Raw genomic sequence first — 14,534 nt, 5'->3', positions numbered from 1 at the left:
TTATCCGGGTGATAATCTTGCCTGGTTCACGAGCCACCGTCGTTCAATACGGCGTCTGTCCAGGCTGGCTGCTCCCGGGATCCCGGCTTTATTCAACTTGCCGTTCCTGAACAAACAAAAAAACACCGGCAATTACGCCGATGCTCCTCTTATATGCTGCTATGGCTATCAAACCGGTTATCGAGGCTTGCCTTACTCTCCTGTTACTACATCCCCAGGCCAGCTCAGCATCCCGCCAGCCATGTTCACAACCTCATAGCCCTGAGCGGACAAATAATCGCAGGCTTTGCCGCTGCGGTTGCCGCTCCGGCAAACCAGGTAGATCGGTTCCTCAAAATCAGTCAGTTCCCCTACACGCTCCACGAACTCGGACAACGGGATGCTGACCGCTTCGGCGATATGGCCCGATTGCCATTCATCCGGCTCTCTGACATCGATAACGCTCAGCTTCTCTCCTTCGCGCAGACGTGTTTCAAGCTCGCTTGCCGTTATTTCCCCATACATACACAAGCATCTCCTTCTTATAGGTCCATTCAGGATCGAAGTTTATTCAGCAATCACATTTGCATTGTACCGTTGTCCGCAGCCGATGTCCAGTCATCCGTAAAAACGCGCTTTACGCCTCAAATCAAAAAAGAAACGGATGTTTTTCAAAAAAAAGCACCCGCCCAGAAAAGGCAGATGCTTGAACAGCATAATCCTATTTATCCATTTCTACACGCGGACTGCCGTGCCGCTCACGGCAACCATGAGCATTCCTTCACGGACCACCTCATAATCGATATCAATCCCGACAATCGCATTGGCTCCCATACGCGAGGCATTAGCGGACATTTCGCTGAAGGCTACATCGCGCGCTTCCTTCAGTTTGGTTTCATATGCTCCTGAGCGCCCCCCGACAATATCGGTAATGGATGCGAACAAGTCGCGCATGATGTTGGCTCCCATAATGGCTTCGCCAGTTACGACACCCAAATAATCCTGAATCGGCTTTCCTTCAATCGTCGGCGTTGTTGTGAATATCATTCTTCACTCTCCCAGGCTCAAATTATTTTATAATGAGCGGCCTGCTTGGCAGGCTTGCCATCCTCCGTAAAGCGGATCATAATAACTTTCTCGGTCTTGCGATCGAACCAGATGCTTACCTTTACAGCGAGCTTCCGGTTTCCTTTATCAACAATTAAACGGAATGATTCGGAGAGAACGCCTGCCTGCTCGGTTCGTCTTCCCAAATGCTTGTAGTCCACTATATCGGCATGATACCGTTTGATTGTTTCCTTTACCGCAAGTCTTCCCCATTTGGCATAATCGGGTTCAGCTGAAGCCGCATGCGTACGGCAGACCATTAGAATCAGCAGAGCCGCTGTTAGAATCATTGTTTTTTTCATAAAAGGACACCTCCACTATTTGGAAAGTAGAGTGCCCGCACAAGCTTTATTCTATTCGTGAAACGTCAGTTGAATGCCTAGTACTTCCCCGGAAAGGTTACCCTTTGTTTCAAGGCTTTTCCTTGGTCACCGTTCTTGCCGTTGGCTCTTACACATAACATGCAGGATATAATCAGCAGAACTGCCCAGGCCAGGTAAAAGCAAAACCAGATAACCTGCTGTTCATTCTGAACATGCCGCCAATCCAGGATGGTACGGCTGGCCATCAGCCGATGCTCCAGCCAGACCTGTGCCGCTTTATAGGAAAGAATCGTGATTCCGATAAGCACAAGTGATGCAACAGCAGCGATGATCCGGTTGTTTCTGGCCGCGATATACAGCAGCGAGGAGGCAAACCAGCCGAACAGCATCGCTGACATGGGAGCCACGATCCATACCCCAACCCAATCAAGATTATCGGCGGACAGCCCCTTGGCCAGAAACAGGAGAGCCCCAAGGACCACCGCACAACCCCATAGTAATTTACGCGTCATGGGAATGGCCAGAGGCTGCAGCGCGATGGGGGAAACGGTCCTTAACCATACGATATAACGCCGGAGCAGCACCAGTGCCGGTACAAGCAGCCCCAGAACAGAAAATCCATACTGCAGCCATGAGTAAACGCCTTTACCTGCTATTATGGTCCGCAGAACAGGGAAATCGCTGACAAACCCTCCTGTGTGCGTCCAGCCGTCCATGAAAATATGGGTCAGGAAGCCGATAAACAGCGACACGAGAAGGACCGACCATTCACGAAAAGAACGGACACGCCAATCCTTGAGCATGCTTTGAACGAAATGATCAAGGCCTCCCCGGGCAGGCATAAACTTTGGCAGAACAGGCTTGACGACCAAATGAAATACAAAAGCAAGCGCGATTGACAACGGCATTCCGAGCAGCAAAAACCCTTTCAGGGAATGACCGATGGTACGATACGGCTCCATGGCAATAAAATACTCCATATCAGGCGCCATACTGCCAAGCACAAGTCCAGTCACACTTAGCCATTTCGGGGCAATGCGGTGCAGCGGTGCTGCATATAACGGATGCGCGAATGTAAAAGGCATCGTCTACCCCCTTTTTCAAAAATCAATTCAGCAGTCCGAATTTATTAAGCGGCCACAAGCGGAACACCGCTCTGCCCTCCAGGCTTGATATTGAGATGGGGCCGAGCTCCCGGCTGTCCTGGCTGTTCTCGCGATTATCGCCCATCACGAATACTTTTTTGTCCGGAACGGTATAGGGGATGCTCAACCCGTTGCTGAATGTCAACCCCTTTACATAAGGCTCTTCCAGCACGGTTCCATTAATAAGAACATGTCCATCCTTGATATCGAGCACGTCCCCTGGCAGTCCGATGACCCGTTTAACCAGTCTTTTATCGCTTTCAGGTCCCGAAATAATGACAATATCACCGCGGTTAGGCTGATCAAAATGATAGGACAATTTGTCCTCGATCAGCCGCTGCCCCTCAAAAAGGGTATGCTGCATGGAAACATTTCTAACCTCGGTTTGGGCAAATGCATAATTCTGAATGAGAAGTGCTGCGACCACTGCAATCGTTAATGATAATAACCAGTCTCTGACCTCGCGTACCCATTTCCTGGTCCTTGGCTGCTCCGGCTCCACTTTCAACTTCCATTCTCCTCTCTGTCCTTCAAGGATATCCAGGCTAAGCATCTGTCATTAATACGATTGAACCTGGTAATTAGTTGCTTTGCACATCCAAATCTTCAATAAAAAAAAGGATTGCCCCTCCTAAGCGCCATGCGATAGAGTATAGAGACAAAACCCTCTATGCCAAGGAGTGAAACAGCTTGCAAGTTGAAACTGCCGCCCGCCTGAGCCGGACCAGCCTGGCCTTAAGCCGGTTTGATCATGCTGTCTTTATCGCCGTTACATTACTTTATTGGTCGACTCTGTACATTTATGTTCCTATATTGACACCTTTTATGAAAGAAGGCGGCTATTCGGACATCCTGATCGGTGTTGTGCTCGGGAGTTACGGTTTTACGCAGATGTTCATCCGTTTCCCGCTGGGATTGTTGTCGGACAAGATGCACAAGCGCAAGCCCTTCATGATGCTGGGTCTGTTGAGCGGAGCCCTGAGCTGTCTCTTGTTTATGATTCCGGGTTCATGGATGTGGCCGCTGGCTGGAAGGATCATGTCCGGCGTATGCGCATCCGCCTGGGTTGCCTTTACAGTGCTCTATGCCGCCTACTTCTCTGCTAATGAAGCGACCAAAGCGATGAGCAACATCAGCTTCCTGACGGTCATCGGTCAATTGATCGGAATGACGCTAAGCGGTTGGCTGGCTGGCGCTTACAACTGGAATGCGGCTTTTATTACAGGTGTGGGACTTGGACTCTTGGGTTTGATTCTGACCTTTGCCGTAAAAGAGCCGCAGGGCGGTGTCTCCCGTGCCCCGATATCGCTCAAATACTTGCGGGAGATCGTTCGGAATCCGACCCTGCTGCAGGTATCCATACTATCCATTCTGGCGCACAGCGTGCTGTTTATTACCATGTTTGGCTTCACGCCGCTGAAAGCGACCTCGCTGGGAGCGACAAGCGGCCAACTCACTATTATCGTTATTGCGTTCATGGTGCCGCATGCAATTACATCCCTGCTAAGCGGACGAATTATTGCGCCCCGCTTCGGAACCTGGAATGTTGCTGCAGCCGGATTCGCGCTCAGCGCGGTATTCACGGTCGCCATCGCATACTCGCCGTCACTGGGGTGGCTGGCAGCCACGCAGGCGCTGAACGGCTTTGCCCAGGGCCTTCATTTCCCGCTCCTGCTGGGACTCGCCATACAGCCGTTTGAGCCGTCTAAACGGGCGACGGCCATGGGATTCTACCAGGCGGTCTATTCTGTAGGCATGTTCGCAGGACCTTTTCTTGCCGGCTTTGTTAATGACGGCTTCGGCCGGGATTACGGATTTTGGCTGGGAGGGGCATTTGCGCTCAGCGCCGTCATACTTACCTTGATCTGGAAACGCTCACCCAATCAAACCATTCGTTAAAAGCTGCTCCATCTCGTAACGGCTGCAACTCTTCGGCTGTTAACAAAGCTTTCTTTATTTTACCAAACGGCTGCCTTCCTGTCAGCTTGCCGGCAGCTATGGAAGTATGAGTGTTCTACTTTTTTACCGCCGCTTTACTTCTAAACAGCGGGTAAAGCGGCGACGGAACACAGCTGTCCCCCGGCAGCGCTGCAAAGCTTGCTCCCCCAGCGCAAAGCATGGCAAACTTTATATTTTAGAAAAGCTGGCCCGATAAGAATCGGGCCAGCTTTTTTTTGTGGAGATCGGGGACGGATGTTCCTTCTTATTCGATACATTCCTCCGGATCATCGGCAGGCGATGCATCCTCAACATTGATTTTCTCGGCGACTGTGTCACGAATGACGGACACGACCGTTTGCAGCAGATAATTGATATCCGCCTGGCTTTGCTGAAATTCCGTAATAATCGGAATTCCATCCAGCTCATCCTGCAGTACTTCTATTTCTTTTTCGATCTTGGCGACCATATCCGTATTTTTGAACGTGGTTTCAAATGCCACGATTTCCTTCTGCTTCTTCTTGATCAGCGCAATCAGATCCTGAATGCGCGTATTGCCCTGAATCTGCTTCTCCGCGCGGCGGAAATGCTGAACTTCCTCGGATGTATACAGCATGTCGGCCAATTCCTTGGTTTTGAGCATAATATCTTTACGAACGATTATATCTTCCGTATTAAACGAAGGTACATTATAACCTTCTCCATGCGCATGATCATGTTCATGCTCATGTTTTGCCGCTGTCTGTTCGTTAGCCATGTTCATTCCAACTCCTCAATTTTTTGCGCAGCCATTGTCCTTATGACACCGCTTCTTGCGCAGACGGTTCTATAATCGGTTCTGCTTTGATATACCAGGTTTGTGAATCGGTAACACGCGCCTGGATGAACTGTCCGATCCATTCCCTGGGCCCTTCCAGATGAACCAGCTTATTCGTGCGCGTCCTTCCGGACAATACATGGGCATTGTTCTTGCTTTCGCCTTCCACGAGCACTTCCACCAGTTGGCCGACCATTCTCTCATGGCTGACCCGGCTCAGCTCGGCTATCAGACTGTTCAGACGCGCCAGACGGGCTTTCTTAACCTCCATGGGGATATTATCTTCCATATCAGCTGCCGGAGTCCCGACACGGGGCGAATAAATAAACGTATAGGCGGAATGAAATCCGACCTCGCCCACAAGCGACAGCGTATCCTCAAACTGCTCATCGGTCTCGCCGGGAAATCCTACAATGATATCCGTCGTTAACACGGCATCCGGAATCGCCCGTTTGATTCTGCCGACCAGCTCCAGATACATCTCGCGTGAATATTTTCGGCTCATCCGCTTCAGGACTTCCGAACTGCCCGATTGGACCGGCAGATGGATATGCTCAACCAGGTTGCCGCCTCCGGCCAGAACTTCAATCAGATGATCGTCGAAGTCGCGCGGATGGCTTGTCGTGAAGCGCACACGCGGAATATCGATCTTCGAGATATCCGCCATCAGATCCCCGAATCGGTATTGAATATCCTCAAAATCCTTGCCGTAGGCATTCACATTCTGGCCGAGCAGCGTTATTTCCTTAAAGCCTTGGCGGGCCAAATCCCGTACCTCGGCAATTACATCCTCCGGACGGCGGCTGCGTTCCTTCCCGCGCGTATACGGTACAATGCAATAGGTGCAGAATTTATCGCAGCCATACATGATATTAATCCAGGCCCGCATGCCTTCGCGTTTCTTCGGAAGGTTCTCGATAATATCGCCTTCCTTGGACCACACCTCGACGACCATTTCCTTGCTGAACATGGCATCCTGCAGCAGCTGAGGCAGCCGATGGATATTATGCGTACCGAAGATGATATCCACGAACGGATGCTTCTGCATAATGCGGCCTACCACTGATTCCTCCTGGGACATGCAGCCGCAAACGCCAAGTATCAGCCCTGGCTTCTCAATCTTCAAATGCTTCAAATGACCAAGCTCGCCGAATACTTTATCCTCTGCATTCTCTCTTACCGCACAGGTATTGAGCAGGATTACATCAGCCTGCTGACGGTCTTCCGTCGCCTGATAGCCCATCTCCTCGAACAAGCCTCTCATCACTTCCGTGTCATGCTCATTCATCTGGCAGCCGTAAGTGGCGATCAAATAAAACTTGCCTTGACCAAGCTTGGCAATCTGGGGCGGTATAGCAAAATCGTAGTGCACCTGAATCTCTTCCTTGCCGCGGCTCTTCTCATTCTTGTAGCTTGGCGCAGAGTTGATCGTAATATCCCGGCCCTTAATCCGGTATGTCGTCTTGCCTTCAGTCTCCTTGATGACTTTGGCGCCTGAGAAATCGAAGTATTTGGAGTAGTCTTTTTCGCTCTTTACGGATTGCAGTTCCGCAGCGTTCTGGCTCTCCTTGCTCACGTTGTGTTTCACTTCCTTCCAAATATACGTGCACCAATTGCTTGATTGTGTCGGTCCATTCCCTGATTATATCAAACTGCCGTCTGTTAATAAAGAAAAATGAGGACCCGCATTCGGGCCCTCACGCACCATCATCAGTCTTCTTATCCGATGATTTCCGCCTGATCTCCTGTCTTTGCCCCGGCCGCATTGGCTTCATCCGTATCAATATGCATATCCAACGCATAGTCCGGTGATACGCGGGCGATCACCTGGTCAAGCACAAGGCCTCTTTCGCCGTGCAGTCGCACGGATAACCGCTGCTTGTCCGTTATTCCGTATCGCTCGGCATCGCTTGTGTGAAAATGGATATGTCTGGCGGCCACTATAACGCCTTCTTCTATCTTCACTTCCCCCGCCGGACCTTTAATCACAATACCGGCAGATCCGGCAATATTGCCCGACTCCCGCACCGGCGGATTCACTCCGAGAGCGAAAGCGTCCGTACGCGACACTTCCAGTTGGGTTCGCCTGCGTACAGGTCCAAGTATGCGGACCTTCGGGAAGCTGCCTTTTGGTCCGATGATCTCAACGGTTTCGTTTGCCGCATATTGGCCGGGTTGTGATAAAGGTTTAAACTCGGTAAGAGCGGCACCCTCGCCGAATAACAAGACCAAATCTTCTGGAGATAAATGAATATGCCGGGCGGAAACACCTACAGGTACTGTTCTCATGCTGAATTCTCCTATTCATCTAAAAGTATTGACCCGCTTATCTTATATAAAAGGCATACAGCCCGAGTGGGTTGTATGCCTTCATAAGCTGCCGCGCCGTCTTATTTGAACTCGGCAAGCAGTTTCTCGAATTGATCCTGCGGAAGCGTCAGATCCTGGTTGGCCAAGCCTTCTTCTTTGAAGCCGACAATCAGGTCATCGTAGGCTTTCCGCTCTTTATTCTGGTATATCAGGCCGGTCAGCATGCCGCCGGTCTCCATGATTTTGTTCATCGCCAGCATCCGGTTGGAAGAATCATATTCAGGAAATTGTTCCAAATTGACGATATTCTCTTTGAACCAGTCGTAGGTGTTTACTTTATTGAAGGTTACGCAAGGGCTGAAAACGTTGATCAGCGAGAAGCCTTTGTGATTCAGGCCTGCTTCTATCAATGCAGTCAACTGCTTCAAATCGCTGGAGAATGATTGGGCTACGAATGTTGCTCCTGCCGACATTGCAATTTCAAGCGGGGACAGCGTCGACTCGATCGATCCTTCAGGCGTTGACTTGGTTATGAAGCCTTCCGCGCTGCGCGGGGAGGTTTGCCCCTTCGTCAAACCGTATATTTGGTTATCCATAACAATATACGTAATGTCCAGGTTGCGGCGAATGGCATGTACGGTATGTCCCATACCAATCGCAAAGCCGTCCCCGTCGCCGCCTGAGGCAATAACGGTCAGCTCGCGGTTGGCAAGCTTCACACCCTGCGCGATCGGGAGCGACCGGCCATGGATCCCATGCAGCCCATAGGCATTGATATAACCGGAAATCCGGCCGGAACAGCCGATACCGGAAACGACTGCCAATTTTTCAGGCTCCAGGCCCACATTCGCTGCCGCACGCTGAATCGCCGCTTGTACGGAGAAGTCGCCGCAGCCAGGACACCAGTTAGGCTTTACGTTATTACGGAACTCTTTGAATGTCGCCATCTCTAGACCAACTCCTTACAAGCTTTGTAAACTTCGGAAGGCAGGAACGGATTGCCGTCATATTTCAGCAGGCTGTGTATTTTTTCGGCTTGGCCGACGTGCAGCTTCACTTGGGAAGCAAGCTGCGCTGTCGCGTTATTCTCAAGCACAACCACTTTTTTCGCGCTCTGCATATACGAGTTTACCAGATCGGTAGGGAATGGATGGATTTGGCGAATAGTAATGTGATTGATTGTATGTCCATCCTTATCCAGTCGGGTGCGCGCTTCGTCTATCGTCCCGCCGGTGGAACCCATTCCAATGACAAGCAGATCTGCTTCCTCATGTGGAGCATCAGCCCGGACCGCATCGCGGATCAGCATATTGTCAAGCTTCGAAAGTCGTTTGTCCATCATTTTCTTGCGGTTGACGGCGCTCTCGGATGGACGCCCGGTCTCATCATGCTCAACGCCTGTCACGTGATGGATACCATTCTTGTCGCCTGGAATAACGCGCGGCGAAACGCCATCTTCCGTCAGCTCGTAACGCTTGAACAACTGATTGGTTTCAAGCTCCGGCAGGTCTCGGGTAAGCTTGCCGCGGCTTATTTTCACTTTGTCCAGATCAAGCGTCTCGCAGGACTGCTTGCCCAGCGAAAGCTGCAGGTCCGTCATCAGAATGACCGGAACCTGATATTCCTCGGATAAGTTGAAGGATTCAATAGTGTCATAGAAGCAGTCCTCTATCGATGCAGGAGCAATGACAATCTTCGGAATTTCCCCATGCGTTCCGTAAACCATGGCGTTCAAATCGGATTGCTCCTGTTTCGTAGGCAGCCCTGTTGAAGGTCCGCCGCGCTGGGTATCAACGATAACGAGCGGCGTTTCGGTCATGCCCGCAAGGCCGATGGCCTCCATCATCAGCGACAGGCCAGGTCCCGCGGAAGCGGTCATTGTCCGCACACCTGCGTAGTTGGCTCCGATCGCCATCGTTACTGCTGCAATCTCATCCTCGGTTTGGACAACAGTCCCGCCGAGCTTGGGCAGCTTTTTGATCAAATATTCCATAATTTCCGAAGCGGGGGTAATCGGGTAAGCGGCCATCAAGCGGCATCCGCCGGCCAGAGCACCGAGTCCGATTCCTTCATTGCCGATCATGAACAGCTTTTGCTTGCCGTCTGCAGGCTCAAGCTGGAATTCCTCCAGCGGACCACCGGCCAGATCCAGTACAAAATCCGAGCCGCGCTTGACCGCCTCCACGTTCTTCTCGACGATCGCCGGACCTTTGCGTCCGAACTCCTCTTCCACCGCTTTATTAAATACATCGATAGGCAGGCCAAGAAGCGCCCAGGATGCGCCGGACGCCACCATATTTTTCATAAGGGAGGTGCCAAGATCCTCTGCAATCGATGTGATTGGAACAGGAAACAAACGGGCGTTGGTACCCTCCGGCAGAACGGGACTGAATTTTGCGTCAGCTACGACTACGCCGCCTGCACGAAGTTCATGTGCGTTCAAATCGATGCTTTCTTGGTCGAACGCGACCAGAATGTCCAAATCATCGGATATCGCCCGAATCGGATTCGTGCTGATCCGAATTTTGTTATTCGTATGCCCGCCCTTAATACGGGAAGAAAAGTGACGATACCCGTACAAGTAGTAGCCAAGTCGGTTGAGCGCCGTAGAGAAAATACGGTCCGTACTTTCAACGCCTTCCCCTTGTTGTCCACCGATCTTCCAAGACAATTGACTGATCAAAATGCCCATCTCCTCTTTTTGATGAACGTTCTTTCTCGACAAATTATAACGAAATACATGCTGTATGTTCATGGAAATTATATAGAGTCTCATAAATAGTATGATGACAGGTACTAAAAAGCAAGATGTAAACGCTATTTTCTAATATAACTCTTTTCGATGGAATCCATACCGGAAAGAGATCGAATGGCGAATAATTATTCAGGCAGGCAGATGTTTCATTAAAAAACGAAGCGCATTATCAGCAAAAAAATCTTGAACTTGCTCTGCATTATACTGTTTCAGCAGCGTTTCTTTCAAATTCATCAGCTCCCCGGGATTCGATAAGCCCGTCACATGGGTATCGATACCATCAAAATCGGAACCAAAAACCAATTGTTTTCCGCCCCCCAGCCCGCATATCCGCTCCACATGCCGCAGGACATCATTAATATCAGCGCGGCCGCCTTCACGCACGAACTGCGGTACAAAAGTAATACCGATCAATCCGTCCATCGCAATAAGAGCTCTTATCTGATCATCCGACAAATTGCGAGGATGGTTGCAAATCTCCCTGGAGTTGGAGTGGGAAGCAATAATGGGTCTGCCTGAAGCATCCACTACATCCCAAAAAGAGCGCTCGCTCAAATGCGAAGCATCCAGCAGTATGCCTAATCGGTTGCATTCCGCCACAAACTCTCTGCCTTTGGCCGTTAGCCCCCCCTGCCTGGGCTCCATGACACCGTCAGCCCCCCAGTTGGCATTATTCCAGGTCAGACCTGCCGCGCGGACGCCAAGCTCAAACAGGATGCGCAGCATGGCCATATCTCCCTGCAGTCCATCTGCCCCTTCGAGTGAAAGCATAGCGCCGATTGCCCCGTCCTTGCGCAAATTCCGCACATCCTCCGGAGACCGCACGAAGCGCATATCGGGTGCCGCGAGCACCTTTTGATGAAACAAATCGATGCTTCGCAGAATTGGAACCATTGTTTTCTCGCTGCGCTCGGAGACATAGATAGCAAAGATCTGGAGGATCGAATCCGCCTGCTGCAGTCTTGGCAATGACACATCAAGCGTCAAATCGGGGTTATCTATGAAGGACAACCGGTCATTTTCAAGCAGCTTCCACAGCACATCGCAATGAAAATCAACGGTGGGTATCATATTCATATAAGCTTTCCTCCCAAGCTTTCCCATATTTGCATGCAAAAAAACCTGTCTACGCCGTAAACAGGTTTCAAATTGAATATTTAGGCAGTATCCTTATCGCGGCTCCACAATAAGCTTGATTGCCGTACGATCTTCTCCATCAATGACGATGTCTGTAAAAGCCGGAATGCAGATCAGATCCACCCCGCTGGGAGCCACAAATCCACGGGCAATAGCAACCGCTTTTACCGCCTGGTTCAAAGCACCAGCCCCGATGGCTTGCAGTTCGGCCGCTCCGCGCTCACGCAGTACACCCGCCAACGCCCCTGCAACGGAATTAGGATTGGACTTTGCTGAAACTTTTAATACATTTACGTCCATGTAAAGTACCTCCTCGGGAATGATGGATGGATACCACTATTTAAATAGTATTCGAGAGAGGCAATAAAATTCCTTCTTTATTGGCGAACACTTTACAAAATGTTCTGAATTATGAGAATTTTCAATGATTCATATTGGAAACCGCTATGATTACATCATGGCCAAGTCTGTCTCGGTCATGCGTATTTTCTGAATCCGCTTCGCTTGTCCGGTAGATTCATCGATATCAATCAAGGCCGCATGAAAATGCCAGTCTCCTTCATCCACCACGAACCGGGTCGGAAGCTGCGTTTTGAATTTGTAAATAACCGCTTCACGTTCCATACCGAGAACGCCTTCCTTGGAGCCCACCATGCCGACATCGGTTAAATATGCAGTGCCCCCAGGCAAAATCCTATCATCATTGGTTTGTACATGGGTATGTGTACCAACAACAAAAGAAGCTCTGCCATCCAGATACCAGCCCATGGCAATTTTCTCCGAGGTCGCTTCCGCATGAAAATCTACGAGGATGCATTTGGTTTCCGCTCGCATCTGATCCACCAGCTCATCCGCCTTGCGGAAAGGACAATCAATCGGAGGCAGGAATGCCCGGCCTTGTAGATTAATAATCGCGAGCTCCTTGCCATTCGCTTTTATAATCGCTGCCCCTTTGCCAGGAGCCTCATCAGCAAAATTGGCGGGACGGATGATACGCGGCTGATCATCGATCCATTCAAATATATCTTTGTTGTCCCATGTGTGGTTCCCCATGGTGATGCCATGAACGCCTGCATCCAATAATTCTTTAACAATCGCGGCTGTGATTCCTCTTCCTGCTGCTGCATTCTCACCATTTGCTATGATGATATGGGGATTGTATTTGCTCTTGAGTGACGGCAGTATTTTTTTGACCGCAGTGCGGCCGACGCTGCCGACGATATCACCGATAAATAAGACGTTCATCACATAACCTCGCTTATATAGACTAGAAAAGTGGCCGACAAGCAGCCACTTTTCCAGTTTCTTTCTGATTTTGTTATTTTGCGTACTCGACTGCACGCGTTTCGCGAATGACTGTCACTTTGATATGACCCGGATAATCGAGCTCACTCTCAATTTTCTTCGTAATATCACGCGCCAAGCGGAATGCTTCGGTATCATCAATCTTGTCCGGTTGAACCATGACGCGAACCTCGCGTCCTGCTTGTATAGCATACGACTTCTCAACGCCTTCAAACGATTCCGAGATGCCCTCAAGCTTCTCCAGACGCTTGATGTACGTTTCGAGCGTTTCACGTCTTGCTCCCGGTCTTGCAGCGGACAGAGCATCTGCAGCTCCAACCAGCATCGCAATAACCGATGTCGCTTCACAATCGCCGTGATGGGATGCAATACTGTTGATAACAACGGGATGTTCCTTATATTTCTTGGCCAGCTCAACGCCAATTTCCACATGAGAGCCTTCCACTTCATGATCGAGTGCTTTACCGATGTCATGAAGCAATCCGGAACGTTTGGCGAGCGTGATATCTTCCCCTAGCTCCGCTGCCATAAGTCCTGTCAAATAGGCGACTTCCATGGAATGCTTCAATACGTTTTGACCATAACTCGTCCGATACTTCAATCGGCCCAAAATTTTGATCAAGTCCGGATGTAAGCCATGCACGCCAACCTCAAAGGTAGCCTGCTCCCCGTATTCGCGGATTCGTTCATCCACTTCCTTACGCGATTTCTCGACCATCTCTTCGATGCGGGCTGGATGGATTCGTCCATCTGCAACCAGCTTCTCAAGCGATGTCCGGGCAATCTCGCGGCGTATCGGATCAAATCCGGACAAGATGACCGCTTCCGGTGTATCGTCAATTATGAGATCGATACCGGTCAACGTTTCCAGGGCACGAATATTGCGGCCTTCACGCCCGATAATGCGGCCTTTCATTTCTTCATTAGGCAGGGTAACGACAGATACGGTTGTTTCCGCCACATGATCTGCTGCGCAGCGTTGAATCGCAAGCGAAATGATATTGCGGGCTTTCTTATCGGCTTCCTCTTTTGCTTGTTGTTCAATTTCTTTAATCATTTGCGCTGTTTCATGACGGACTTCCAATTCGACATTGTTCAGGATGATCTGTTTGGCCTCATCCATCGTCAAGTTCGAAATACGCTCAAGCTCACTAAGCTGCTGCTTGTAGAGAGAATCGATCTGTTCTTGCGTCTCCTCGATCCGTTTCTCTTTGTTGGCTACTTGTTCTTCTTTGCGCTCCAGCGTTTCTATCTTTTTATCCAACGACTCTTCCTTTTGAACAAGCCGTCTTTCAAGACGCTGTACCTCATTGCGACGTTCGCGAATATCTCTCTCTGCCTCGGTACGGAGCTTGTGGACTTCGTCTTTCGCTTCGACCACTGTTTCTTTCTTGAGCGCTTCTGCTTCTTTACGCGCACTGTCAACGATCTGACTTGCGGCTTGCTCGGCGCTAGAAATCTTGGCCTCGGCGATTGACTTTCGAATAAAATACCCGATACCAAAGAAAATCACACCAACAACGAGAGCGATCAGGATCCAAATCCAATCTGGCATCTTCTCACCTCCTCGTTGCTCACCAAAGCAAACGCTTGGGACTATTTTGTTTTTCCAGCCGGTTTTTAACCCGATCCATACATAGCATTTTGACGAAATAAATCGTTTCGAATCAATTTTTGGAAGAAAAATCGACTCTGGAAGAAGGAATACACACTCATTT

Annotated in this window: 15 protein-coding genes; 1 reads left to right on the top strand and 14 read right to left on the bottom strand. The window is 50.1% G+C overall.

All coding sequences use genetic code 11. The annotated features are described in order from the left end of the window. Positions 1-192: 192 nt before the first annotated feature. The 5 genes from AC0YOB_RS14730 to lepB all read right to left on the bottom strand — a co-directional run bounded on the left by AC0YOB_RS14730 (position 193) and on the right by lepB (position 3,056). A complete protein-coding gene (locus AC0YOB_RS14730; RefSeq protein ID WP_210041047.1) occupies positions 193-504 on the bottom strand; it encodes a rhodanese-like domain-containing protein in 312 nt (103 codons plus the stop codon). Between the two features lie 210 nt (positions 505-714). After that, complete coding sequence (locus AC0YOB_RS14725; RefSeq protein ID WP_210041049.1) at positions 715-1,026, bottom strand: heavy metal-binding domain-containing protein; 312 nt, start codon at positions 1,024-1,026, stop codon at positions 715-717. A gap of 17 nt (positions 1,027-1,043) precedes the next feature. Continuing rightward, positions 1,044-1,388, bottom strand: coding sequence for a DUF3889 domain-containing protein (locus AC0YOB_RS14720; protein ID WP_475767641.1), 345 nt, complete (start codon positions 1,386-1,388; stop codon positions 1,044-1,046). A 77-nt stretch (positions 1,389-1,465) separates the two neighbouring features. After that, positions 1,466-2,494: a DUF4184 family protein gene (locus tag AC0YOB_RS14715; RefSeq protein WP_475793404.1), complete on the bottom strand. Its 1,029-nt coding sequence runs from the start codon at positions 2,492-2,494 to the stop codon at positions 1,466-1,468. A 22-nt stretch (positions 2,495-2,516) separates the two neighbouring features. After that, positions 2,517-3,056 (bottom strand): signal peptidase I, encoded by a 540-nt coding sequence (lepB, locus tag AC0YOB_RS14710; protein WP_475793569.1) that lies wholly within the window; start codon positions 3,054-3,056, stop codon positions 2,517-2,519. Positions 3,057-3,244: 188 nt separating this feature from the next. On the opposite strand from lepB, the gene AC0YOB_RS14705 reads away from it, so the two are divergent. Then, complete coding sequence (locus AC0YOB_RS14705) at positions 3,245-4,453, top strand: MFS transporter (protein WP_475793403.1); 1,209 nt, start codon at positions 3,245-3,247, stop codon at positions 4,451-4,453. 304 nt (positions 4,454-4,757) lie between these two features. Here AC0YOB_RS14705 and AC0YOB_RS14700 read toward each other — a convergent pair whose 3' ends face one another. The 9 genes from AC0YOB_RS14700 to rny all read right to left on the bottom strand — a co-directional run bounded on the left by AC0YOB_RS14700 (position 4,758) and on the right by rny (position 14,371). After that, positions 4,758-5,249: a YlbF/YmcA family competence regulator gene (locus AC0YOB_RS14700; protein ID WP_475793402.1), complete on the bottom strand. Its 492-nt coding sequence runs from the start codon at positions 5,247-5,249 to the stop codon at positions 4,758-4,760. A gap of 40 nt (positions 5,250-5,289) precedes the next feature. Next, positions 5,290-6,885: a tRNA (N6-isopentenyl adenosine(37)-C2)-methylthiotransferase MiaB gene (gene miaB / locus AC0YOB_RS14695; protein WP_475793401.1), complete on the bottom strand. Its 1,596-nt coding sequence runs from the start codon at positions 6,883-6,885 to the stop codon at positions 5,290-5,292. A 143-nt stretch (positions 6,886-7,028) separates the two neighbouring features. After that, positions 7,029-7,598 (bottom strand): phosphate propanoyltransferase, encoded by a 570-nt coding sequence (pduL, locus tag AC0YOB_RS14690; RefSeq protein ID WP_475793400.1) that lies wholly within the window; start codon positions 7,596-7,598, stop codon positions 7,029-7,031. Positions 7,599-7,699: 101 nt separating this feature from the next. Next, positions 7,700-8,566, bottom strand: coding sequence for a 2-oxoacid:ferredoxin oxidoreductase subunit beta (locus tag AC0YOB_RS14685; RefSeq protein WP_475793399.1), 867 nt, complete (start codon positions 8,564-8,566; stop codon positions 7,700-7,702). Between the two features lie 2 nt (positions 8,567-8,568). Then, positions 8,569-10,302: a 2-oxoacid:acceptor oxidoreductase subunit alpha gene (locus tag AC0YOB_RS14680; RefSeq protein ID WP_475767652.1), complete on the bottom strand. Its 1,734-nt coding sequence runs from the start codon at positions 10,300-10,302 to the stop codon at positions 8,569-8,571. A gap of 201 nt (positions 10,303-10,503) precedes the next feature. After that, positions 10,504-11,451 carry a dipeptidase gene (locus AC0YOB_RS14675; protein ID WP_475793398.1) on the bottom strand — a complete coding sequence of 316 codons (948 nt, stop codon included), beginning with the start codon at positions 11,449-11,451 and terminating at the stop codon, positions 10,504-10,506. 93 nt (positions 11,452-11,544) lie between these two features. After that, entirely contained in the window at positions 11,545-11,811 is a 267-nt protein-coding gene (locus tag AC0YOB_RS14670; protein ID WP_188992461.1) for a stage V sporulation protein S, read from the bottom strand. 150 nt (positions 11,812-11,961) lie between these two features. Beyond that, positions 11,962-12,756 (bottom strand): TIGR00282 family metallophosphoesterase, encoded by a 795-nt coding sequence (locus tag AC0YOB_RS14665; protein ID WP_210041073.1) that lies wholly within the window; start codon positions 12,754-12,756, stop codon positions 11,962-11,964. Positions 12,757-12,829: 73 nt separating this feature from the next. Beyond that, a complete protein-coding gene (gene rny / locus AC0YOB_RS14660; RefSeq protein ID WP_210041075.1) occupies positions 12,830-14,371 on the bottom strand; it encodes a ribonuclease Y in 1,542 nt (513 codons plus the stop codon). Positions 14,372-14,534 lie beyond the last annotated feature (163 nt).

This window comes from Paenibacillus sp. JT31N17 (assembly GCF_056269255.1).
Note: the sequence above shows the minus strand (reverse complement) of the source record. Positions and strands in the feature narration are given on the sequence as shown.

What these genes read in the sequence shown, in the direction of transcription:
- AC0YOB_RS14730 (WP_210041047.1), bottom strand. Translation starts at nt 504, where the DNA reads ATGTATGGGGAAATAACGGCAAGCGAGCTTGAAACACGTCTGCGCGAA.
- AC0YOB_RS14725 (WP_210041049.1), bottom strand. Translation starts at nt 1,026, where the DNA reads ATGATATTCACAACAACGCCGACGATTGAAGGAAAGCCGATTCAGGAT.
- AC0YOB_RS14720 (WP_475767641.1), bottom strand. Translation starts at nt 1,388, where the DNA reads ATGAAAAAAACAATGATTCTAACAGCGGCTCTGCTGATTCTAATGGTC.
- AC0YOB_RS14715 (WP_475793404.1), bottom strand. Translation starts at nt 2,494, where the DNA reads ATGCCTTTTACATTCGCGCATCCGTTATATGCAGCACCGCTGCACCGC.
- AC0YOB_RS14700 (WP_475793402.1), bottom strand. Translation starts at nt 5,249, where the DNA reads ATGGCTAACGAACAGACAGCGGCAAAACATGAGCATGAACATGATCAT.
- pduL (WP_475793400.1), bottom strand. Translation starts at nt 7,598, where the DNA reads ATGAGAACAGTACCTGTAGGTGTTTCCGCCCGGCATATTCATTTATCT.
- AC0YOB_RS14685 (WP_475793399.1), bottom strand. Translation starts at nt 8,566, where the DNA reads ATGGCGACATTCAAAGAGTTCCGTAATAACGTAAAGCCTAACTGGTGT.
- AC0YOB_RS14675 (WP_475793398.1), bottom strand. Translation starts at nt 11,451, where the DNA reads ATGAATATGATACCCACCGTTGATTTTCATTGCGATGTGCTGTGGAAG.
- AC0YOB_RS14670 (WP_188992461.1), bottom strand. Translation starts at nt 11,811, where the DNA reads ATGGACGTAAATGTATTAAAAGTTTCAGCAAAGTCCAATCCTAATTCC.
- AC0YOB_RS14665 (WP_210041073.1), bottom strand. Translation starts at nt 12,756, where the DNA reads ATGAACGTCTTATTTATCGGTGATATCGTCGGCAGCGTCGGCCGCACT.
- rny (WP_210041075.1), bottom strand. Translation starts at nt 14,371, where the DNA reads ATGCCAGATTGGATTTGGATCCTGATCGCTCTCGTTGTTGGTGTGATT.